The sequence below is a fragment of the Bradyrhizobium sp. AZCC 2289 genome, from assembly GCF_036924615.1.
Lineage (GTDB): Bacteria > Pseudomonadota > Alphaproteobacteria > Rhizobiales > Xanthobacteraceae > Bradyrhizobium.
The window spans coordinates 124,340-145,985 of the sequence record NZ_JAZHRY010000001.1; the positions used below are offsets into that span (position 1 = coordinate 124,340).

A 21,646-nucleotide genomic window follows, 5' to 3' on the forward strand; every position below is an offset into this window, starting at 1 on the left:
AAGGCGCGTCTGGTACCAGGGTCTGATCCGTCCTACACTGTGCTGTGGGTTGGATTGCGGGCCATGGTGCAAGAGCGGCCAGTCCGGGTCGAGCGCAGATTGTCGGCGATATTGGCCGCCGATGTGGCTGGCTATTCGCGGCTCATGCACAATGACGAAGAGGCTACGCACGCCAAACTGAGAGCGCTCCTGGCGGACGGTGTCGCGCCCGCGATTGTCGAACACGGCGGCCGCATCGTGAAGAACACCGGCGACGGGTTCTTGGCGGAGTTTCCGAGCGCGGTCGAAGCAGTTCGCGCTGCTGTGCAGTTCCAGACCGGCATCAAGGACCTTACGATCGCTGAGGCGGAAGAAAGGCGCATTGCTTTCCGTGTGGGCGTCAATATCGGCGACGTAATCATCGAGCCTCATGACATCTTTGGAGACGGCGTTAACATTGCTGCGCGGCTCGAGAGCATCGCGGAACCCGGCGGCATCTGCATCTCGTCCTCGGCCTACGATCAAGTCCGAGGCAAGGTCGGGGTTGAGTTCGCCGATCTGGGAGAGCAGAACCTCAAAAACATCGCCCGCCCGGTCCGGGCCTATGCCGTGGTTCGGGATGGACCCAGCCCGGCGACCCAGGTTGAGCGCGCAAAGCAAGACCCGCTTTCGCCGCCTCGTCTTTCCATCGTTGTGCTGCCTTTCGCCAACCTCAGCGGTGATCCGGCGCAAGACTACTTCGTCGATGGTGTGACCGAGAGCCTGACCACCGACTTATCGCGCATCTCAGGTTCGTTCGTCATCGCCCGCAACAGCGCCTTCTCGTACAAGGGCAAGTCAATAGACGTTCGGCAGGTCGGGCGGGAGTTGAACATCCGCTACGTGCTCGAAGGCTCTTTACAGCGTAGCGGCAACCGGCTTCGGGTGAACGTGCAGCTTGTCGATGCCGAAACCGCCAAGCACCTGTGGGCCGAGCGCTTCGACAAGCCCGTCGCCGATTTGTTCGATATGCAAGACGAAATCGTAGCGCGGCTCGCTAACACACTGTGTGCCCAGCTCATTGAAGCCGAGGCGCGACGCGCGGAGAGGTCCCTGCATCCGGATGCGACGGATTTGTATTTTCAAGGTAATGCCTGCTTGAACAAGGGGTGGACGCCCGAATATCTGGCTCAGGCTCGCGGCTTTTTTACGAGCCTTGGCGCTCGATCCCGGAAATATCGGGGCGATGGTCGGCATGGCGTGTGTCGATGGGGCAATTGGATCGGCCCTCTTGACCGACGACCGGGCTGAGCGTCTCGCAGTGGCCGAGGCGGCGGTGATAAAGGCGTTGTCCCACGCGCCGAACCATGCCTTGGCCCACTTGGTCTTGGGCGCCGTGCTAATTTTTACGAACCGCGCGGCTCAGGGCATGGCTGAGTGCGAACGAACGTTGGCATTGGATCGCAATTCGGCTGACGCGCACGGGATCATCGGTTTCGCCAAGTATTTTATGGGTCGCGGCGCAGAGACTGAGGCGCATGTCAATGAAGCATTGCGCCTCTCTCCTCGCGATCTCCGCGCCTTCCGGTGGCTGCTGTATGTCGGATTCGCCAAGATACAGCTCGGCGCGGACGCCGAAGCCGTCGATTGGCTACGACGAAGCATTGAGGCCAACCGCAATCTTCCTCTCGCCCATTTTGCGTTGGCCGCTGCCCTCGGCTTGCTCGGCGCACTGGATGAGGCGAGAGCCGCCGCAAAGGCGGGACTTGCCCTCGATCCACACTTCACCATCCGTCGGTTCCGCGTCAGCGCACCCAGCGACAGTCCGACTGCCCAGCGGTTGTATGAGGGCATGCGCCTGGCCGGGGTGCCGGAGGGGTGACGTCGGAAATGGGTCATTCGCGACGGGGTCGAGCCGCCAGCAAGCCCGGCCATGTCCGCTGTGCCGCCGAAAGCGGAAATAAATTCCCTAACGTGACCTTCCGGAGAACGATGGGCCCCACACGACCTGCCAAAATCGGGGCGTGCGCTGGCGGAAGGCTGGGACCAGATCAGATCATCGCGATGCAATCGATCTCGATGTCGAACGGCCCGGTCCATTCCGGAATGCAGACGAAGATGCGCGCCGGCGGATCTAACGGGAAGTAGCGCGCATAGACCGAATTGACGGCGGCAAAATGTTTGGCCGAGGTGCAGTAGACGTTGCACTTCATCACGTTGTCGAGCGACGCGCCGGCAGCCGCGAGGCAAAGCTTCATCTGTTCGAGAACGAGTTCGGTCTGGCGTTCGATCGGCGCCGGCAGGATGTCGCCGGTCTCGGGATCGAATGGCGGCAATCCCGAGACGAAGATCATGTTGCCGGCGCGCGTCACCGGCGATCCCGGCGGCCGCCCCCAACCGATCGAGATAAGAGGAGATCGGTTCGACGCGGAGCGCTTCTCGTTTCATCGCGGGGCACCTTCGGTTGGCGGATCGACGGCGCAAGACTAATGTCATCTGCCGCGATCATGCTTCGAAGATGGTCGAAGTGTTTCCGTCCGGTGCTGGCGCCGCGCAGCGGCGGGGGCGGCCGGTTGTGGCACCCCGCCACGATCCTTCCACGGGAAATCGTCTCAGGCGGTACTCGGGCCGGACTGGGCGGTACTGTCGCGCCGATCTCTGATCGATCGTTCATCTGAACGCATGGGTGTGAACTTGCCGGCAACATCCTGCGACTACCCTTTGACACCGACGATTCTCGCAGGGGGCACATGCAGAATATCGAGCCGTTTCGACACGCGCATATTTCCACCCAGGGCCTGCCCGAAAGAAACCGGCTGGCAATGTGGCGCGAGATCTATGGACGCGGGATCGCCAGCGTCGACATCGAGCCGATCGGTGACGAACCGTTCCACGCCGAAGTGACGTTCGACCTGCTGCCCGGCGTCAGCATCGCCGCCGGCTCAAGATCACCGGCGCATTATCGCGCCACGCGGGAGCTCGCCGGGCGCACCAGGGACATCGTCGCCGTCAGCATACTGCGCAGCGGGGCCGCTTCGGCCACCCAGTTTGGCCGGGAATTGATCAGCGGCATCGGCAGCGCCAGCGTCTTGACGCCGTCGGATCCATCGACGAGCACCATGATCACCCGCGGCAGCTTCATCACCCTTGCATTGTCGCGTCCGACCATCGCCGCCCTGGCGCCGGATTATTCACAGGCCTTTGGCCGGCCGATCCCGAGCAACAACGCGGCGCTGGGCCTCCTGATCAGATATCTCGACCTCGTGCGGGCCGGCGATGAGTTGACCGACCCGGCCATCGCGCAGAGCGTGTCCGACCACATCATCGATCTGGCGGCGCTCGCGCTCGGCGCGCGCGGCGATTACGCCGAGATCGCGCGGCAGCGTGGCGCCAAGGCGGCGCGGCTGACCGCCATCCGCTCCGAGATTCAGCGCGATCTCGGCCGCAGCGACCTGTCGACGGAGCTGATTGCGGCGCGCCACGGCATTTCGCCGCGCTACGTTCGAAAACTGTTCGAACAGGACGGATCGTCGTTTTCCACCTTCGTTCTCGCCGAACGCGTGGTGAAGGCGCACCGATTGCTGATCGACCGGCGCTACGCGCACCTCAACATCGCGCAGATCGCCCACGAGAGCGGGTTTGGCGACGTCTCCTATTTCAACCGCGCCTTCCGCCGCCACTTCGGCGCCAAGCCTTCCGACTTTCGCGACGCGGCAAGGCTGGCGTGGCGGGAGCAGCAGGATTGACGTAACGCAAAGGCGGGACCGATGCGCCGCCGGCGCCCGGCCCCTCCCGGCTAGACGATCCCCTGCTTCTTGAGCACCTCAACCTTCGCCTCGTCATAGCCGATCGTCGCCAGCACATCCCCGGTGTCGGCGCCGAGCAGCGGCGGGGCGCGATAGTCCTTCACCGGGGTGCCGGAGAACGTCAGGGGATTGCGGATCAGCGACAGCGCGTGTTCGAAGGGATGGTCGACCTTGATCTCCATGCCGCGCGAGCGGACGTGCGGATCGGCGAACACTTGCGCGAAATCGTTGATCGGCCCGCACGGAACGCCGGCCTTCTCCAGTTCGTCGAGCCAGTACGCCACCGGCTTCTTCAGGAACAGACCGGCAAAAATCGCCATGATCTCCTTGCCGTGTACGACGCGGTCGTTGTTCTTGAGGAACCGCGGATCGGTCGCCAGTTCCGGACTGCCGAGCACCGCGCAGGTGCGTGCGTACTGCCCGTCATTGCCGACCACCAGCATCAATTCGCCGTCGGTGCAGCGGAACACGCCGGCCGGCATGCCGCCATTGCCCCAGGTGCCGCGCCGCGGCGGCGTCTTGCCGTTGACGAGATAGATTTGCGCCCAATGCGACAGCGATGCGATCACGGTGTCGAACAGGCAGACGTCGACATGTTGCCCCTCGCCGCCATTGGCGTCGCGATGATACAGCGCGGAGAGAATCCCGATCGAAGAGTTCATGCCGGTCATGTAGTCGACGATGGAGGGGCCGACCTTCATGGGACCTGCGCCCGGCTCGCCGTCGAGATGGCCGGTGACGCTCATCAGCCCACCCATCGCCTGCAGGATCGCGTCGTAGCCGGCGCGCGGCGCGTAAGGTCCGGTCTGGCCGAAGCCGGTCACCGAGCAATAGATGATGCCGGGATTGATGGCCTTGATCGTGTCGTAGTCGAGCTTGTAGCGCTTGAGATCGCCGACCTTGTAGTTCTCCATCATCACGTCGCAGGATTTTGCGAGCTCGCGGATGATCGACTGGCCTTCTTCCGTCGCGATATTGACGGTGACCGACCTCTTGTTGCGGTTGGCGCACAGATAGAACGAGTTGTTGTTCTTCTCCTTGCCCTCGGGGTCGACCAGATAAGGCGGGCCGAAGGCGCGCGCATCGTCGCCGCCGCCCGGCCGTTCGATCTTGATCACCTCGGCGCCGAGATCCCCCAGCATCTGCGCCGACAGCGGGCCCGCCAGCACGCGCGTCAGATCGAGAATTTTGATGCCTTGGAGTGGCAGAGCCGACATGAAACGTTCCTCCGGAATTCTTGGCCGTGTCGTCCGGGAACAGGCTCCCGGCGCTTTTCGATGCCAGCGGATACACTATTTTCCGGTGCCGAGCCCTGCATTGGCGGCATGAAGCCATCCGCGTCGGGTCGGCGCGCCGCCGCAAGCACAGCGGCCTTGTTCAACCATCACCACCCGGCCCGGCGTGACCGCGACGGCGTCGAAGTGGATTGCCGGCTCCTGAAGCAACGCCGTCGATTGAGCGTTGATCCCCGATGATCCGGCCGAGAAGTACGATTCCATTGACATGGACTATCAAATAGTCCATTTTATACAGGTTAGACCTTACAGTAGTCCAAGAGGAAAACCGTGCGAATTTCCGTCACCGAAGCCAAGGGACAATTGACCGAACTGGTGCGCCGCGCCGAGGCCGGCGACGAGGTGATCCTGACCCGGCACGGACATGAAGCGGTGCGGCTGGTTCCGGTCACGCCGGTCTCCGACCGGAAGACGCGGCGAGCGCTGCTCGAAGCCGCGCGGGCGGGCGGGGCTACAAAGGCGACGCCCGGACCAGGCGCCGCCAGGAGTCAGGACTTCCTCTATGGCGACGACGGCTTGCCCGGATGATTGCCGTCGATACCTCCGCCCTGATGGCCGTTGTGCTTGGCGAAGCCGAAGCCAACGCATGCATTGCGGTGCTGGAAAAGGAAGACGAAATCCTGATCTCGGCTGCGACCATCGCCGAAGCATTGACCGTCGCCGCGCGTCGCAATGTCGGCGAGGAAATGGCAACTCTGATCGACGGATTGGGCTTCAATGCCGTGGCGGTGACTCCCGCCTCAGCGCGACGGGTTGCGCAGGCCTATGCGCGATGGGGAAAAGGCGTCCATGCGGCGGGCCTCAATTTCGGCGACTGCTTCGCCTACGAATTAGCGAGAGTGCACGACTGCCCCCTGCTCTATGTCGGCGGCGATTTCGCCAGGACCGACATCAAGCGCATTCCGTGATCTCGCCGCTCCGATTCTACCGATAAGGATCATCCCGGCGGATTAAAAGCCGCGCGAAATAGACTGGGGATTTTAGCCCAGCGAGTTGATGATTTCCCGGTAAGCCGCTTCGGGAAACGCCTTCAGCGTGCGCGTCCGGATGTTTCCCAGCATGCCCAGCTGCAGGTTGAAACGTGCCGCCACGGCATCGTCCGGAGCTTCGTAGATAGCGACCATGTCATAGTCGCCCATGGTCAGGTAGAACGATTTGAACTCGCCGCTCATATCCTTGAGAGCTTTCTTCGCAGCGTCCAGGCGACGTGGCGAGTCCTTCGCTTTCAGCGATGCCCTGCTCGGTCCAATTTGCAAGCATGACGTAGGTGGTCATGGCCGTTCTCCTTCTGGTACGAGGCAATGGTGGCTAGGCCGTTGGCGCGAAGAATACGACCCGGAGGAGATGCGTGTAGTCGGATTCGAACACCATGATCGCCACAAACACCAACACCAATACCGGCGGCAGCAGGATCGCGTAGGCCAAGGCCAGCCGCTCCCAGGCCATGTGCATGAATACGGCGACGATCAGACCGGCCTTCAACACCATGAACAGCAGGATCAGCGACCATCTGAGATAGCCATGGAGGCCAAAATAGTCGACGAGATAGGAGCAGGTGCTGAGCACGAACAACCATCCCCAGACCACGAGATAAAGCTTGATCGGATGCTGCTGGCCCTTTGTGTGCGTGGTTCCCGATGCGAGTGCGTCATGCGCGTGAGCTTGCAGCGAGTGTTGCTGCGCTTCCAGATGTACCGCGACGTTTGTCATGCTGCGACCTCACCAGAGATAAAAAAGCGCAAAGATGAACACCCACACGAGATCGACGAAGTGCCAGTACAAGCCAGTAATTTCGACGATCTCGTAATGCCCTTTCCGGCTTGTGAAAAAGCCGCGCCTTTCGACATCGAAGTCCCCCCGCAAAACCTTTCGCGCAATGGCGATCAGGAAAATCACGCCGATCGTCACGTGGGTGCCGTGGAAGCCGGTGATCATGAAGAAGCTTGAACCAAACTGCGCCGCACCCCAGGGATTGCCCCAGGGCCGGACGCCTTCCATGATCAGCTTGGTCCATTCGAAGGCCTGCATTCCGACGAACGTTGCGCCGAATGCCGCTGTCGCCAGCATCAAGGCTGCAGTCTTGGCGCGATCGCGGCGGTAACCGAAATTGACGGCCATCGCCATCGTCCCGCTGCTGCTGATCAGGATGAAGGTCATGATGGCGATCAGGATGAGCGGGATTTTCTTATCCCCGATCGTGAGGGCGAAGACCTCGCTGGGATTGGGCCACGGCACGGTCGTGGACATACGCGCCGTCATGTACGACAGCAGAAAACAGCTGAAGATGAAGGTGTCGCTGAGGAGGAAGATCCACATCATGGCCTTCCCCCAGGAAACATTCTTGAAGGCGCGCTGATCCGAGGACCAGTCGGCGGCGATGCCTCGCCAGCCCTCAGACCGAGTGATCGATGTTCCGGTGTTTGTCAGCGCGGTCTCTGCCATTGGGTCTCAGCCCTCCTAGCTCAGCAACTGGCGACAGATGTCGACGAAATTGTCTGTCCAGCCCGTCAGCAGGCCGAGCAGGACCAGCCAGACCAGCAGCAGGAAATGCCAGTAGATAGCGCAGAGTTCCACACTCAGGCGCACCTGGGTCACCGCCACGCCATGCCACACCTTGGCAGTCGTTCTGCCGAGGGCCACGAGACCGCCCATCAGATGCAACCCGTGCACCGCAGTGATCAGGTAGAAGAACGAATTGGCGGGATTGGACGCGAGGAAATACCCCGCAGCGCTGAGCTCGCGCCACGCCAGGAGCTGCCCGATCAGGAATGTAACGGCGGAGGCTCCGCCTGCGCACAGGCCGACGATGACGCCGTCGATGTCGCGCCGGCGCGCGGCCATGTGTGCCCCTTGCAGCGCCACACTGCTCAGGACCAGGACGGCCGTGTTGAACCACAGCAGCCGCGGCATCGGCAGCGCCCGCCAGTCCACCATGTTCATGCGCATGGAGTAAGCGCTGATGAACAGCGCGAACAACGAGCCGACGACCGCGAGAAATACGCCCAATCCGATTTTCGCCGGCGGCAGGAACGACGTGCTCTGTTCGCGAAGATCGACGATCAGCCCTTCCTCCAGCCAGGGCTTGGCTGTCAGCCGTTGCTGTGAGAGCCACCATCCCGCAATTGCCGCTATTCCAGCCATGAACAGGATGATGACGCTCATGGGTGGGCCCCCTGCGCCGACAATCCGGCCAGCGGTTCATTTTGCGGCACGAAATCCCTGGCGGCGCCGGGTACGCTGTAATCGTAAGCCCAGCGATAGACGATCGGGAGCTCCTTGCCCCAGTTGCCATGCCCCGGCGGGGTCTGCGGAGTTTGCCATTCCAGCGACGCGGCTCCCCAGGGATTGCCGCCGGCCTCTTTTCCCTTGAACAGGCTCCAGATCAGATTGAACAGGAACACGAGCTGGGCGAAGCCGACAATCAAGGCCGCCACGCTCATGAACGCGTTGAGGTCATGGGCGGATGCCGGGATGAAGGACGTTTCGCCAATGTCGTGATAGCGGCGGGGCATGCCCAACAGACCGAGATAGTGCATGGGGAAGAAGACCGCATAGGCCCCTAGGAACGAGACCCAGAAGTGGAATCGTCCAAGCGTCTCATTGAGCATTCGTCCGGTGACTTTCGGATACCAATGATAGATTCCGCCGAACACGGCCATGATCGGCGCAATACCCATCACCATATGGAAGTGGGCGACAACGAACATCGTGTCGGACAACGGAACGTCCACGACCACGTTGCCGAGAAACAGCCCGGTCAGGCCGCCGTTGACGAAGGTGATGATGAACGCCAGCGCGAACAGCATCGGGACGGTGAGATGAATGTCGCCGCGCCACAGGGTCAGCACCCAGTTATAAACCTTGATCGCGGTCGGGATGGCGATGATGAGCGTCGTGGTGGCGAAGAAGAATCCGAAATACGGATGCATGCCGCTCACATACATGTGGTGCGCCCATACGACGAAGCTGAGCGCGCCGATTGCCACGATGGCCCAGACCATCATGCGATAGCCGAAGATGTTCTTTCGCGCGTGGACGCTGATCAGATCGGAAATGATGCCGAAGGCCGGCAACGCGACGATGTAGACTTCGGGATGGCCGAAGAACCAGAACAGGTGCTGGAACAGGATCGGACTGCCGCCGCCATATTTCGTCAGCGTGCCCATCTCGACCAGCGTGGGCATGAAGAAACTGGTTCCCAGAAGGCGGTCGAGCAGCAGCATCACAGAGGCGACGAACAGCGCCGGGAAGGCCAGCAGTGCCATGACGGTGGCCGTGAAAATACCCCACACCGTCAACGGCAAGCGCATCAACGTCATGCCGCGCGTGCGCGCCTGCAGCACCGTCACCACATAGTTGAGCCCGCCCATCGTAAACCCGATGATGAACAGGATCAGGGAAGCCAGCATGAAAATGATGCCCCAATCCTGCCCGGGGGTGCCGGAGAGAATCGCCTGGGGCGGGTACAGCGTCCAGCCGGCGCCGGTAGGCCCGCCGGGCACGAAGAAGGTCGCGGCCAGCACCACGACCGCAAGCAGGTAGACCCAGTAGCTCAGCATGTTCACATAGGGGAACACCATGTCCCGGGCGCCGACCATCAGCGGGATGAGGTAGTTGCCGAAGCCGCCGAGGAACAACGCCGTGAGCAGGTAGATCACCATGATCATGCCGTGCATGGTGATGAACTGCAGGTATTGGTTGGCATCAATGAAGGAAAAGGTGCCGGGAAATCCCAGTTGCAGCCGCATCAGCCATGACAGCACCAGCGCGACCATTCCAATGGACATCGCCGTGATCGAATACTGGATGGCGATAACCTTGGCGTCCTGCGAAAAGACGTACCTCGTCCACCAGCTTCTCGGATGATAGAGCTCGACCTCACCCACTTCAGCCGGCGGGACGCCTGCAACGGTGTCAAACGGGACATCGACCATCGGAATACCCTCCCTGGTCTTCTGTTCAACGACGAGTTCGCCTCACGATGGATGGCGCCTCCTCGTCGGTATTTTCATTCGCTGCCTGTCTTGTAGGCCGCTTTCGCGACGTCGCGCTGTCCCGAAAGTTCGGCGAACGTGTGCTGCTTCTCCAGCCAGGCGTGATATTCCTTCTCTTCCTCGACGACGACCTTGCTTCGCATCTGCGCATGCGCGGCGCCGCAGAGTTCCGCGCAGAGAACGTCGAATGTTCCGGTGCGGGTGGGCGTGAACCAGTAATACGTGACCGAGCCCGGTATCATGTCCATCTTGGCCCGGAACTCGGGCACATAGAAATCATGCAGGACATCAATTGAGCGGAGCAACACCTTCACCGATTTTCCAACCGGCAGGTGCAAATCGTCGTTTTGAATGACGACGTCGTCTTTTCCGGCGGGATCGTCGGGATTCAACCCCATGGGATTGTCGGAACTGACATTGCGGGCATCGGAAGTCCCGAGCCGGCCGTCCTTTCCGGGAAGCCGATAGCTCCACATCCACTGCTGTCCCATGACCTCGACCTCGGTCGCATCGGCCGGAACGGTGACGAACTGGTGCCAGACAACCAGCCCGGGTGCCAGCATGGCTGCGACGCCGATCGCAGTCCCGATGCTGAGCCACCATTCGAGCTTCTTGTTTTCGGGGTTGTAGGCTGCCCGCCTTCCCTCCGTGTGACGAAAGCGGAAGACACAATAGGCCATGAACACGACGACCGCGGAGAAAACAGCCCCGGTGATCCAGAAGGTCAGGGTGATGGTGTCGTCGATGTAGCCCCAGTTCGAGGCAAGCGGTGTCCACCACCACGGGCTGAAAATGTGAAACAGCACCGAGGCGACCGCAACCAGCAGCAGTATGATCGCTACAGCCATCCCTCATTCATCCTTGCCACTAAAGGCTGCGGATACGAATCAAAGGGCGAAGCTCACGTCTGTAGCGATGGCGGATTTCAGGTTCGCCGTCGCCGTGCCTCTTGCCTCGCCCATTCAACCGGTCGCGACGTCAAAAGATGACACAGAACAGGGCGTCACGACCGCTCATCTCGTCGGAGCTGGGGGCGTTCAGTGTTTTTAACATGGTACCCGTCGAGCCCGGCGTCAATAGAGGAGTATGCCTCGCCCTTGTCCGGTGCGTGTTGGCCCGAATGCAACGCAAGCCGGAGAACACCCGTCGGCACCACCATTCGATGACGCAATGCAGCAAATCGATTTGTGCAGATGCACAATTCACCCAACCGCGAGCGCTATCTTGCTTCTATCGCATATCGCGCTAATTTCAGTGTACCGGTCGCGACAGTGTCGTCCGGCAAAGCTCTTTCTCGTTGAACCTGATTTGCCGGGCTCGATCGCGATTTTCGCGCACGAGGCGGATGCGCGCGTTTTGAGGGCGCTCCGTTCCCCTGCGATCACAAGCAAGGAGACCGGAGCCATGACCACAGTATTCGCAAGACCCAAACTGCAAGTGTTCGGCGTCTCCACCGCCTTTGTCGTTCGCAAAATCGGCCTTTCCGACTTGAGGGACGCGCTGCGCCTGGGCTGGGAAGACTTCAAGGCCATCCCAACCCACGCCGTTGTCCTGTGCGTGATTTATCCCGTTCTCGGTCTTGTTCTGTTCAGACTGGTTGTTGGTTATTCGGTGCTGCCGCTGCTGTTTCCGCTGGCCGCCGGTTTTACGCTGATCGGTCCTTTTGCCGCGCTCGGCCTCTACGAGCTCAGCCGCCGCCGCGAGCGTGGCGAGGAACCCGCTGCGTGGGATGCGATGCAGGTGCTGCGCGCACCGTCTTTCGGCGCCATGCTCGAACTCGGCATACTCCTGCTGGTTCTGTTCGGGACCTGGATCGCCGCCGCGGACGCGATCTACATTGCAACCTTCGGCCACGCTCCGGCTGCAACCATCCCTGACTTCGCAACGCGTGTATTGACGACGCCGGAGGGATGGTCGCTCATCATCGTCGGCTGCGGCGTCGGCTTCCTGTTCGCCGTCGTGGCCCTGTGCGTCAGTGTCGTGTCGTTTCCATTGATGCTCGACCGGCATGCAACTGCGATCGACGCAATCCGGACGTCGCTGCGGGCCGTGAGGGAGAATCCGTTTGCGATGGCCGTATGGGGCCTGATTGTTGCGGTACTGCTGGCGATCGGTTCGCTACCGGCCTTCGTCGGTCTCGCTGTCGTTCTTCCCGTGCTCGGTCATGCCACCTGGCATCTCTATCGGAAGCTGGTGGAACCCGACCCGAATCCGCCGGAAGAACAGCCCCGCCCGCCGATAGGTCACCGCTATGCGGCAGATTTCCCGGCCTCCCTCTTCCCGTGGAGCCGCGAGCGCTAGCTGGGGCGGTGAAATAGGAAGACCGGGATCGCGCTACCGATGATTCTCGTCGGGGTGCCATGCTTTCGGTCCCCTTGCTCATGATCAGGAGAGTTCCTGATTTTACTGCGCCAGCACGCAGCAGATCTTCAGTGCGTCGCCTGCGACCGCATCCACGCTCTTCGCATAGCCGCTGCGAATCCACACTTTCGCGATCTGCAGCACCGCACCGACCACGCCGGCGCGGACCAGCTCCCCCCTCTTCAGCCTCGCGCCTGCGTTGGGCGCGAGCGTTCGCGACAACAACTCGCCGAACTCGCGAAGCAACGCCGCTCCGACCTCATCGACGGCCGGTCCGACCCGGGAAATCTCCAGCACGAACAGCCGGGCGCCCGCAGGGTCGTCCTTCAGGACCTGAAAATAGGTCCGCAGCACCGCGTGGCAACGCTCGTCAGCGCCTCCGGTGTGTTCCGCCCGAATTCGGTCGAGACAATCGATCAGCCGATGCGAAACAGTCTCGAAGGCGGCAATCAGCAGCGCTTCGCTGCTTTCGAACGACTCGTAGAAGTAACGCTCGGTGAGCTCCGCTGCCTCGCACACCGCCTTCACGGTCGCGTTGCGATAGCCGACCGCGCCATAAACGCGGATCGCCGCTTCGATCAGCCGCTCCCGCCGTGCCAACCGCCGTTCCTCGGCGGAATGCCCTCCGTACTGCCGTGCCGTCGCCATGATTTTGTCCATTCCCCTACTTGACAAGCCGCATTGTCAGATTATTAATTCCGACAATAGCGCATGTCAGAAGAAGAGAACAGACCCACATGCGCACCGGATGATCGTCGGACCAAGGGAGATTGCAGGGATGCCTGCGCAGACGCGAGAGCAATTCTTCGCACCGGGCGGCGGCGCAACGACCCGGGGGAATGTCACGAAACTCAAGCGCCTCTGCTGTTTCGCGGCGGTCTTCCTATCGGCTGCGAGTCCCAGTTTCGCAAACGAGCTGACCGGCATCTGGCTGCGCGACACCGGCGAAGCGCGGGTGAAGTTTGATTCCTGTGGGGACGCCATGTGCGGAACGATCATATGGCTGAAGCCGGGTATCGCTTCAAAGGCCAAGATCGGACAGCGCGTGTTCTATGACATGAAGCCTGCGGGCGCGAACTCCTGGATCGGAAAAGCCATCGGCCCCGATAGCGGCTCTGTCTATTCCGGCAAACTGTCCGTCCAAGGCTCCAACCTCAGCACTTCGGGCTGCATTGCCGGTGGACTGATCTGCAGGTCGATGGATTGGACGAGAGCGCCTTAGCCCGGCGCAAAGCAGACCTGAATGCGCAACGGATAACCGTCGGACCAAGGAGATATTGGGTATGCCCGAGCAGGCACGAGAGAAAATCTTCGGCGCCGAATTGTCGGCCGTGCGTACGGCGGCAAATTCAGCCGCTTCCAGCGCGCGATCGAACGTCGCGACGTTCAAGCCGAGGGCCGGCCAAACCGAGGCCGACCAAACCGACTTCGACGTCATCATCGTGGGTGCGGGCTTGTCCGGAATCGGGGTCGCCTACCACCTGCAGCGGGACTGCCCGCGCAAATCCTTCGTCATTCTGGAGGCGCGCGGCGCGATCGGCGGCACCTGGGACCTGTTCCGCTATCCGGGCATCCGCTCCGATTCCGACATGCACACACTTGGTTATCGCTTCAGGCCATGGCGCGGCGAGAAGGCCATCGCTGACGGCCCCTCGATTCTCGATTATCTCAACGACACCGCCCGGGAATACGGCATCGACCGCAAGATCCGTTATCACCACAACGTCAAGCACGCGTCGTGGTCGTCGACGGAGGCGCGCTGGACGCTCGAGGTCCAGGGTCCCGGCGGCAAAACGCTGACCTACACCTGCAACTTCCTGCAAACATGCAGCGGCTATTACGACTACGACGCCGGCTACATGCCCGGATGGGCGGGTATGGAGTGCTTCAAAGGCGAGATCGTGCATCCGCAGAAATGGCCGGAGGGTCTCGAATACGCCGGCAAGCGTATCGTCGTGATCGGCAGCGGCGCCACCGCCGTCACGTTGGTGCCGGCGATGGCGTACAGGGCCGCGCACGTCACGATGCTGCAGCGCTCGCCGACCTATATCGTGACGCGCCCGGCAAAGGATGCGATCGCCAACTGGCTCTACGCGAAACTGCCCGAGGGCGTCGCGCATACGCTCGCGCGCTGGAAGAGCATCCTGCTGCAGATGTATTTCTACAACATCGCGCGCAAGAAGCCGGACGCCGCGAAGAAACGCATCATCGAGCTTGCACAAGCCGAGCTCGGCCCCGGGATCGACGTTCGGCACTTTACGCCCCGCTACGATCCCTGGGATCAGCGGCTCTGCCTTGTGCCCGACGGCGATCTCTTCAGGGCGATCCGGGAAGGCAAAGCCTCTGTCGTCACCGATGAGATCGAGACCTTTAGCGAGACCGGCCTGAAGCTGCGCTCGGGAGACGAGCTTGCGGCCGACATCATCGTCACCGCGACCGGGCTCGTCATGAAGCTGATGGGGGGGATGGAGCTTGTGGTGGACGGCAGGGTCGTCAATCCGGGCACGGCCTTGAGCTACAAGGGCATGATGTTGTCGGACGTGCCGAACTTTGCTTCAACGTTCGGCTATACGAACGCATCGTGGACGCTCAAGGCCGATCTCACGGCCGAATATCTCTGCCGCATTCTCAACAAGATGGATCGCGGGGGCTATGCCTACAGCACGCCACGCAACAACGATCCGTCGACGATTCCGGATACGACGCTACCGCTCTCGTCGAGCTACATGCAGCGGGCGAAGGACATCCTGCCGAAGCAGGGCTCGAAACACCCGTGGAAACTTTACCAGAACTACGCCAGGGACTTGTTGGCCCTGCGCTTCGGATCGATCGACGACGGCACGCTGGTGTTCACGCGCCACGCCGCGCAACCGGCGCACGCCGGCAGGCATGAGCACGTCCGATGGCAACGCCAAACCGAATGACCCTTCATGACCGGACCGCAGTGATCACGGGAGCCGGCAATGGCATCGGGCGCGCGATTGCGCTATCACTTGCAAGGCGCGGCTGCCATCTCGCGCTCGCCGATATCAGCGAGCCAGCGTTGGCAGAAACGGTGCAGCTGCTTGACGGCGCCGGGATACGCATCTCCCGCCACAGGCTGGACGTCGCCAATCGCGCGGCGGTGACTGCACTGCCGCAGGCCGTCCTGGCCGAGCACGGCCGCGTCGATTTGCTGTTCAACAATGCCGGCGTCGCACTCGCCGGAACCTTCGACCAAATCAGCGAGACCGATTTCGACTGGCTGTTCGATATCAACTTCGGGGCGGTGGTGCGGCTGACCCGGGCGTTCATGCCGCACCTGAAGGCGAGCGACGATGCACGGATCGTCAACATGTCGAGCCTGTTCGGCCTGATCTCGCCGCCCGGCCAAACCGCTTACTCGGCAAGCAAGTTCGCCGTGCGGGGTTTCTCCAATGCCCTGCATTTCGAACTCGCGGGAAGCAATGTCGGCGTTACCGTCGTGCACCCGGGCGGGGTCGCTACACGGATTGCCGAGAATGCGCGCAGACACGCCGGCGCCACCAACGCGGAGGTGGCGCAGCAGGTTGAGTTGGCCCGCCGCGTGCTGACCATGCCGCTGGCGAAGGCCGGCGAGATCATCGTCCGGGCGGTCGAGCGGCGCGCTCCGCGCGTCGTGGTCGGCGGGCGCGCCAGGATAATGGCGGTAATCGAGCGCCTTGCACCCGTATCGTACTGGAAGATTCTGGGACCGCTGGCGCCGCGACCGTGAGCAGCACCGTCGGAAAATCGGGAGGACATGCATGACAATCATCCTCGCCGCCGTTCTGCTGCTGGCGGCCCTGATCACTGGCCTCGTTTGGTTTACGCTCACCACTGCGCGAAAGGTCGAAGCGGCGCTCCCGCCGCGCGGCCGATTCATGGAGATCGGCGGCGAGCGTCTTCACCATGTCGATACGGGTGGAACAGGTCCCGCGGCCGTCATGATCCATGGGCTCGGCGGCAATCTGCTGCATTTCGACTACGCGCTCGCAGGCCGCCTCGCCGCCGAGTTCCGCCTGATTCTCGTCGATCGCCCCGGCTCGGGTTACTCTACTCGCGGGGATGGCGCGGACGCGACCATCACTGCACAGGCCGCCGCGATCGCGCAGCTGACCCTGACGCTGAGATAGAGGTGAGCGTTGTCGGCGGGTTCGACTCCATGTTCTACATGCGGGACGAGCTATCACGGCACGGGATCGATCCAGAGCTTCTCGGAGGCATTCTGGATGCTGATCAGGACGCCGTGAGCGAGATTTCGCTTTGCCTGATGGAGAAGATTATCGAAGCGCGCCAGGCTGAACAGTCGGGCGAAAGCCACCTGATTCGGCGTGGATTGGCCGTCCCCGAGAAGCTGATCGATTGGGTTGTTTGCTGCTCACTTGACGCGCTGAGTTGGAATGACAGCCAGATCATCCCACGCGATCTCATTGTGCTTATCCGCGAGCGCCTGGGCGGGTCCAATACGCAGTATGAGCAGGAAGGCCAAGTCCGGCAGAATAAATTGGACGCCGGGGTGATCGCGGGGCAACTGATGGCTCGTGGCGTGACGCCTACATTCAAGATTCTGGGCCAAGCCCTTGGCGTGTCCCCTAGTACAGTTAAGCGCTGGTTTGAGCCCGGCGAGTTTGAGAAGGCCCGGGACAGTTGGGCCAGCCTTTGTGACAAGGATGGAAAGCTGCTCCCGCTAGATCGAATAGGTAAGTAGGCATTGCGCGCGAATGTAAGTGCGCAACGGCCATGGACCGGGCATCGTCCGTGCGATCCCACCATTTCGCAGTCGAGCCATGTCAAACAAAACCAAACTGAAAGTCCGGATCCCGTTCCTTTTGGAGGCTGCGGCCGAAGGCCATCTTGCCATTGTTCTACTGTTTGCACTCGCGCTGGTAACGATCACTCTGATCGGGGTTTGGCGCTAGGGCTGACTGCTCCGAGCTTCGCAAGCTCCCTCTCCGCCCGCTCCCGATCTTTGTCGGTCTGCGCCTCCTCAACCTTCAGCATTAATATCCGCCGCAACTTTTCAGTCAGCGGCATCTCGTCGTCTGAGTCGGCGGAATGAGATTTGAGGAAGAGGATGAGCATGCAGCAATCATCGCGTCACGACAGCCCAGAGCTCGGTCAACCCCTCCATTTCGGTTTGCGAGGCCGCTTGCCGAACATGTGCTCAAACAGCAGCATCTCCCCTCGCCCGCTTCTGTGCACCGATGTCTTTAAGATCGGCGAACTTTCGTGATGCGCGGCGAAAAAGGGCGAAGTGCGAATAGCTGCCAGACAATATCATCCGGTATCCAAATTTCGCGACGATCGTGTTGTAACGACGAATCTCATCTGGCCGATGAAGGTCAAGATGGCGGAAATCACGCGATCCAAATGAGGTGTAGCCGCGCAACAGCAGCTTCGAGCTTATCGGAAAAAGCAGCTCTATTGGACCATGCGGTGGCGAGACGGTATAGGGCCTCACGATGTGCTCGGGGACGAGTGGATCGAAGTAGCAGACCGGACAATCGGTAGTCAAAAACTGGTCACCGGTTTCATTGTGTAAAATTTGGTAGCTAAGCGCATCGATCACTCGACCAACACCTTTGGCGAGATCAGTCATCGCCAAGATCGAACGGTGAGGATCGATCGATACCTCCAGCCTGTCTACGATATCAGGAAATTCCTTCGGTGGCGGCGGCAAGCGCCCAGCGCGATGTAAAGCACGGGCGGTCGCCTTGACTTGCTCGGCTAGCGAGAGCTCAACCATATCACGAGCCGCTGGGACTCGGACGCGCATCATTAAGACGAACGTGAGCAACTCCACGAGATCTTGAGGTGCGACGGACCACGCAGAAAGGCGAACGACCAGCGCGGGCCAACCTGTCTCGAACTTATTGAATGCGTCCTCGACCGCATTATTGTTGCGACCGCCGTCCGGCAGCGGCTGAGAGTAGTAATAATTTTCAAAGCCAATCTCGTCCGGCTTCAGATGAATTTTGTCGTTAAGCGGCGCGTCTTTCAGAAATGCTCTGATCTTCTCGTCCTCATCACAAAACCCCTTTAGATAACCAACGGGTACGAAGTGATGGCGCTTTTTGTCATTCATGATGGCTCTGCGCGAACTCATGCTTCCGAAAAATCTGTTGCTGTATTGTGATTTCAACGACTTACGAATCCACAGCGCCCGAGGAGCGCCCGAATCAAAATCGTGGATAAAACTTTCCCGTCATTGACGGACTCCGACCTCCGTGTAACACACTGAAACTGCAGGTGATTACGCGTTACGGAGATGGAGCGGGTGAAGGGAATCGAACCCTCGTATTCAGCTTGGAAGGCTGCTGCTCTACCATTGAGCTACACCCGCGCCTGAGAGATCACCTAACATGCCATGCGGGCGGCCTCAACCGCCCTGCGCTCGCCTCGCCATCAGGGCAAACAGTCTTGTTCCATCAGCATTATCGGCCATTCCGGCCCTTAACACCGGCAGATTCGCTTCCTATACTAAGGTTTCCACAACCAACGAAAGGAGGTGATCCAGTGTCTCTTACCAAGCGCTGTCACCTCGCTGGGATCGCCCGCTAAGCTCATTTGAGGCTTGGCATCGGGGCGCTCTCAGCCCTGGACCAGCGAGTTCAAAAGTTGGGGCGCGGCGGACCATCCTGCCGCGCCTTTTTTGTTTGATGTCATTCCGGGGCGCGCGAAGCGCGAACAACGATGTGCAATTGCGCACCTGAGGTCTGGTCCTTCGGACCATCCGGGAATGGCGATGCATGGTTCGCTACACCATCCGCCGCTGCCTGATTCTTTCCCAGACGGAAACGGTTGCGATCAGCATGCCGATAATCCAGGGCAGGACGGCAGCGTATTCCTTGACGCTGAGAAGCAAGGCGAGAACGCTCGTCATCAGACAGAGCATCTTCGCCATCCCGCCTTGCCCGGCCAGCGAAAGCAGAAACGGCAGGAACAGAACCAGGAGCGTGCCTGCAGTCGCGGCGGTCATGTCCGAAATCTCGTTTTGCGAATGCGCGATCAGAAGCCGCAGAGATTGACCGATCGCGGGCGCGGGCCGCGCCGGCTTTCGACGATCTGCTCGCCGGCATTGGTGGCGGAGCTGCCGTAGTAGCGGTGATGACCGCTCGTATCATGCCAATCGCCGGCCTGTGTCGAAGCGGGCGACCGGGCGGCATCGCTGATGATCGTGGCTGGCTTACGTTGCATGACCCTCTCCGTGAATGCTGCGCGGTTCCTGCGTTCTGCACATCAGTCGTGGAGTTCCCGCGGCGCGTTCAAGGGCGTGCGGATATATCGTATTTCCGGATTGTTTCGTGGCAGCATGCAACCGGGACACCGGCCGGGTCACCCGGCGGCCGAATCATCTTCCAATATGACCTGTCGGGAATTGACCGCGCGAAACGTCCTTGGACCAAGCCCGCCAGGTGATCGGGTCGGAACCGATCATCCAGGCTGTTATTCTGACGCGTTTTCTCCATGCGAACCGGCATCCACCCCGCTTCAAATGCGGGGCAGGCTTTCGGTCGAACCAAACGAGGTACCGATGCTCTACGCCATCCTGGCCTATCACGTGGAAGCCGAAGTCATGTCCTGGACACCAGAGGCGGATGCGGCGCTCATGACCGATCTGCAAGGGGTCCATGACCGGCTCAATCAGGAGGGCCGGCTCGGGCCGGCGGCACGTCTGGGGACGACCGGGAAGGCCCGCACCCTGCGAGGTCCGGGCGCCGGAACGGTGATCGATGGCCCGTTTGCCGAGACAAAGGAGCAGTTGCTGGGATTTTACGTCATCGACTGCGCCGGTGAGGAGGCCGCCGTTCAGGCCGCCCGCGACCTGCGCCGCGTCAATCCGTCAGCGGTCTACGAAATCCGCGCCCTCCTCCTCTATCTTCCCGGCGTGCCCTTCCCGGTCACCGAAGCCGCCGCCGAACCCGATCCGGGCTGACCGGAGGCCAGCCCTTAATTTGGTTGTGTCAGGCGGCCGAGAAAACCGTCGATTTCCCGGGCGACGATAATCGCGGACCGCTCGTCCATATGCGAGGCGTCGACCCATCGTAGTTCGGGCACATGGTAATCGATCTCAGGCCATTTTTCGCGATCGGGAAACGCCTTGTGCGCCAACGACCGCGCGGTTTGCGCAAAATGCGAATCGTTCAGATTCCCCGGATACGGCAATTCCACAAAATAGATCCGGCATCCCCTGCTTTCGAGCTTTGCGACCAGACCGCGCAGCGCCTCGGTGTTTGCAGCCATCTGCTGGTCGAGGCCGTGGCTGCCATATTCGACCTCGGTTTCATCGAGCGAGGACTTGATGTCGTAGCTCGACGGAGGTTGTCGCGGCAGCCGCGCAACATTGTCGCTCTCGGACTTATATTTCAGCCAATAATAAATGTAGGAAATGGCGACGCGATAGGGCCTGAACCAGCGAAATGGCGTGGCGTCGTTGCTGCCGAACATTTCGACCAGCGCGGGATCGAGCGGCCGGGAAAGGATATTGGTCTCGACCACGATGATCCGCGGCAGCGCCGGATAGCTCGCGATGATCGCAAGTCCCGTGATGGGAGAACCGCCCCCGATCGCGACATTGCGCAATCGGGTCTGGAAATACCCCTCGTACACCCTGGAGATCATCGAACTGCCGACCAGCGCCACCTCGGGCGTCGGCTCGAGCGCGTATCTGCTCAGCGCCGGAAAGCGCCTGTCGTCGTAAACGCGTTGGTAGAGTTGCGAGCAGTTCAGCAGTACCGGAACGATGCAGGCCAGCAACAGCAGCAACACAACGATCAGGGATGCCCGAAATTTTCCGGCACGGCGTGGGATCATCTGCGCGCGATCATGAAGGGACGATGGCTTCGCTGCGGCAGCATTGCTCGGTTGCCACACCAGTCCGTCTTCGCTCTCGCTGCGCTCAAGCTACGTTTCCAGTGGCTCGCCGAGCCGTAGCTCGCCGCAGCAAAGCCCGCCTTCGCCCTGTGGGCTCCGGCGCGGCAGCCACGCTCGCACGCGAGCGTAGGCTGGTGGGGGAAGAAGGACTCGAACCTTCGAAGTCATAAGACGGCTGATTTACAGTCAGCTCCCTTTGCCACTCGGGACACTCCCCCGTTTAACAGCATCGCAAACCCAACCGCTCGATTGGCGGCGGATGAGGCCATGGATGACGTTAATACCGTGAGCCGATGGCGGGCTCCCGGTCGGCCGGTTTATGCGGGAAGGGCCATGGCAAAGTCAACCAATGACGCAT

Annotated in this window: 23 protein-coding genes, 2 tRNA genes and 3 pseudogenes; 11 read left to right on the top strand and 17 right to left on the bottom strand. The window is 61.1% G+C overall.

Going from position 1 to position 21,646, the window contains the following annotated elements:
• The first annotated feature begins 63 nt into the window (after window positions 1–63).
• A pseudogene (locus tag V1289_RS00635) lies at window positions 64–1,840 on the top strand (adenylate/guanylate cyclase domain-containing protein).
• A 169-nt stretch (window positions 1,841–2,009) separates the two neighbouring features.
• On the opposite strand, the pseudogene V1289_RS00645 reads toward V1289_RS00635, so the two are convergent.
• Window positions 2,010–2,406: pseudogene (locus tag V1289_RS00645) on the bottom strand (RidA family protein).
• Window positions 2,407–2,708: 302 nt separating this feature from the next.
• Here V1289_RS00645 and V1289_RS00650 point away from each other — a divergent pair.
• Window positions 2,709–3,704 (top strand): AraC family transcriptional regulator, encoded by a 996-nt coding sequence (locus V1289_RS00650; RefSeq protein ID WP_334395193.1) that lies wholly within the window; start codon window positions 2,709–2,711, stop codon window positions 3,702–3,704.
• 50 nt (window positions 3,705–3,754) lie between these two features.
• Here the strand turns inward: V1289_RS00650 and V1289_RS00655 are convergent, their stop codons facing one another.
• Together V1289_RS00655 and V1289_RS00660 are read right to left on the bottom strand one after the other, a co-directional pair.
• Complete coding sequence (locus V1289_RS00655) at window positions 3,755–4,981, bottom strand: CaiB/BaiF CoA transferase family protein (RefSeq protein ID WP_334395194.1); 1,227 nt, start codon at window positions 4,979–4,981, stop codon at window positions 3,755–3,757.
• A gap of 75 nt (window positions 4,982–5,056) precedes the next feature.
• Window positions 5,057–5,269, bottom strand: a complete 213-nt coding sequence (locus tag V1289_RS00660; protein ID WP_334395195.1) for a hypothetical protein — start codon at window positions 5,267–5,269, stop codon at window positions 5,057–5,059.
• Between the two features lie 60 nt (window positions 5,270–5,329).
• Between V1289_RS00660 and V1289_RS00665 the strand changes: the two genes are divergently transcribed.
• The gene (locus V1289_RS00665; RefSeq protein WP_334395196.1) at window positions 5,330–5,587 is read left to right on the top strand and encodes a type II toxin-antitoxin system Phd/YefM family antitoxin; all 258 of its coding nucleotides are present in this window, start codon (window positions 5,330–5,332) and stop codon (window positions 5,585–5,587) included.
• Window positions 5,584–5,967 carry a type II toxin-antitoxin system VapC family toxin gene (locus V1289_RS00670; RefSeq protein WP_334395197.1) on the top strand — a complete coding sequence of 128 codons (384 nt, stop codon included), beginning with the start codon at window positions 5,584–5,586 and terminating at the stop codon, window positions 5,965–5,967. Before V1289_RS00665 ends, V1289_RS00670 begins: the two co-directional genes overlap by 4 nt.
• Before the next feature lie 72 nt (window positions 5,968–6,039).
• Here the strand turns inward: V1289_RS00670 and V1289_RS00675 are convergent.
• The 6 genes and pseudogenes from V1289_RS00675 to coxB all read right to left on the bottom strand — a co-directional run bounded on the left by V1289_RS00675 (window position 6,040) and on the right by coxB (window position 10,901).
• Window positions 6,040–6,334: pseudogene (locus V1289_RS00675) on the bottom strand (GYD domain-containing protein).
• Between the two features lie 33 nt (window positions 6,335–6,367).
• Window positions 6,368–6,769 carry a cytochrome C oxidase subunit IV family protein gene (locus tag V1289_RS00680; RefSeq protein WP_334395198.1) on the bottom strand — a complete coding sequence of 134 codons (402 nt, stop codon included), beginning with the start codon at window positions 6,767–6,769 and terminating at the stop codon, window positions 6,368–6,370.
• Window positions 6,770–6,778: 9 nt separating this feature from the next.
• Window positions 6,779–7,501, bottom strand: coding sequence for a heme-copper oxidase subunit III family protein (locus tag V1289_RS00685; RefSeq protein ID WP_334395199.1), 723 nt, complete (start codon window positions 7,499–7,501; stop codon window positions 6,779–6,781).
• Window positions 7,502–7,516: 15 nt separating this feature from the next.
• Window positions 7,517–8,221: a cytochrome c oxidase subunit 3 gene (locus tag V1289_RS00690; RefSeq protein ID WP_334395200.1), complete on the bottom strand. Its 705-nt coding sequence runs from the start codon at window positions 8,219–8,221 to the stop codon at window positions 7,517–7,519.
• Complete coding sequence (gene ctaD, locus V1289_RS00695; protein WP_334395201.1) at window positions 8,218–9,993, bottom strand: cytochrome c oxidase subunit I; 1,776 nt, start codon at window positions 9,991–9,993, stop codon at window positions 8,218–8,220. Before ctaD ends, V1289_RS00690 begins: the two co-directional genes overlap by 4 nt.
• A 74-nt stretch (window positions 9,994–10,067) precedes the next feature.
• Entirely contained in the window at window positions 10,068–10,901 is an 834-nt protein-coding gene (gene coxB, locus V1289_RS00700) for a cytochrome c oxidase subunit II (RefSeq protein WP_334395202.1), read from the bottom strand.
• A 556-nt stretch (window positions 10,902–11,457) separates the two neighbouring features.
• On the opposite strand from coxB, the gene V1289_RS00705 reads away from it, so the two are divergent.
• On the top strand, window positions 11,458–12,354 hold the full coding sequence (locus tag V1289_RS00705) for a DUF2189 domain-containing protein (protein ID WP_334395203.1): 897 nt from the start codon (window positions 11,458–11,460) through the stop codon (window positions 12,352–12,354).
• 102 nt (window positions 12,355–12,456) lie between these two features.
• Here the strand turns inward: V1289_RS00705 and V1289_RS00710 are convergent, their stop codons facing one another.
• Entirely contained in the window at window positions 12,457–13,062 is a 606-nt protein-coding gene (locus V1289_RS00710; protein WP_334395204.1) for a TetR/AcrR family transcriptional regulator, read from the bottom strand.
• Here V1289_RS00710 and V1289_RS00715 point away from each other — a divergent pair.
• The 5 genes from V1289_RS00715 to V1289_RS00735 all read left to right on the top strand — a co-directional run bounded on the left by V1289_RS00715 (window position 13,061) and on the right by V1289_RS00735 (window position 17,122).
• Window positions 13,061–13,636, top strand: a complete 576-nt coding sequence (locus V1289_RS00715; protein WP_334395205.1) for a DUF2147 domain-containing protein — start codon at window positions 13,061–13,063, stop codon at window positions 13,634–13,636. The two genes, V1289_RS00710 and V1289_RS00715, sit on opposite strands and share 2 nt — an antisense overlap.
• Before the next feature lie 61 nt (window positions 13,637–13,697).
• Window positions 13,698–15,338 carry a flavin-containing monooxygenase gene (locus tag V1289_RS00720; protein ID WP_334395206.1) on the top strand — a complete coding sequence of 547 codons (1,641 nt, stop codon included), beginning with the start codon at window positions 13,698–13,700 and terminating at the stop codon, window positions 15,336–15,338.
• Window positions 15,335–16,147, top strand: a complete 813-nt coding sequence (locus tag V1289_RS00725) for an SDR family NAD(P)-dependent oxidoreductase (RefSeq protein WP_334395207.1) — start codon at window positions 15,335–15,337, stop codon at window positions 16,145–16,147. Before V1289_RS00720 ends, V1289_RS00725 begins: the two co-directional genes overlap by 4 nt.
• A gap of 31 nt (window positions 16,148–16,178) precedes the next feature.
• Window positions 16,179–16,547: an alpha/beta fold hydrolase gene (locus V1289_RS00730; protein WP_334395208.1), complete on the top strand. Its 369-nt coding sequence runs from the start codon at window positions 16,179–16,181 to the stop codon at window positions 16,545–16,547.
• A gap of 2 nt (window positions 16,548–16,549) precedes the next feature.
• A complete protein-coding gene (locus tag V1289_RS00735; RefSeq protein ID WP_334395209.1) occupies window positions 16,550–17,122 on the top strand; it encodes a hypothetical protein in 573 nt (190 codons plus the stop codon).
• Between the two features lie 185 nt (window positions 17,123–17,307).
• On the opposite strand, the gene V1289_RS00740 is transcribed toward V1289_RS00735, so the two are convergent.
• From V1289_RS00740 to V1289_RS00760, 5 genes are all read right to left on the bottom strand, one after another.
• Window positions 17,308–17,496: a hypothetical protein gene (locus tag V1289_RS00740; protein WP_334395210.1), complete on the bottom strand. Its 189-nt coding sequence runs from the start codon at window positions 17,494–17,496 to the stop codon at window positions 17,308–17,310.
• An 82-nt stretch (window positions 17,497–17,578) separates the two neighbouring features.
• Window positions 17,579–18,499: a DUF4238 domain-containing protein gene (locus tag V1289_RS00745; protein ID WP_334395211.1), complete on the bottom strand. Its 921-nt coding sequence runs from the start codon at window positions 18,497–18,499 to the stop codon at window positions 17,579–17,581.
• A 184-nt stretch (window positions 18,500–18,683) separates the two neighbouring features.
• Window positions 18,684–18,757: transfer RNA gene (locus V1289_RS00750), tRNA-Gly, on the bottom strand.
• Window positions 18,758–19,171: 414 nt separating this feature from the next.
• Complete coding sequence (locus V1289_RS00755; protein ID WP_334395212.1) at window positions 19,172–19,393, bottom strand: hypothetical protein; 222 nt, start codon at window positions 19,391–19,393, stop codon at window positions 19,172–19,174.
• A gap of 29 nt (window positions 19,394–19,422) precedes the next feature.
• Window positions 19,423–19,611, bottom strand: coding sequence for a hypothetical protein (locus tag V1289_RS00760; RefSeq protein WP_334395213.1), 189 nt, complete (start codon window positions 19,609–19,611; stop codon window positions 19,423–19,425).
• Between the two features lie 337 nt (window positions 19,612–19,948).
• Between V1289_RS00760 and V1289_RS00765 the strand changes: the two genes are divergently transcribed.
• On the top strand, window positions 19,949–20,350 hold the full coding sequence (locus tag V1289_RS00765) for a YciI family protein (protein WP_334395214.1): 402 nt from the start codon (window positions 19,949–19,951) through the stop codon (window positions 20,348–20,350).
• 14 nt (window positions 20,351–20,364) lie between these two features.
• On the opposite strand, the gene V1289_RS00770 is transcribed toward V1289_RS00765, so the two are convergent.
• Both V1289_RS00770 and V1289_RS00775 read right to left on the bottom strand, forming a co-directional pair.
• On the bottom strand, window positions 20,365–21,228 hold the full coding sequence (locus V1289_RS00770) for a hypothetical protein (RefSeq protein ID WP_334395215.1): 864 nt from the start codon (window positions 21,226–21,228) through the stop codon (window positions 20,365–20,367).
• Between the two features lie 192 nt (window positions 21,229–21,420).
• Window positions 21,421–21,506: transfer RNA gene (locus V1289_RS00775), tRNA-Tyr, on the bottom strand.
• Window positions 21,507–21,646: the final 140 nt, after the last annotated feature.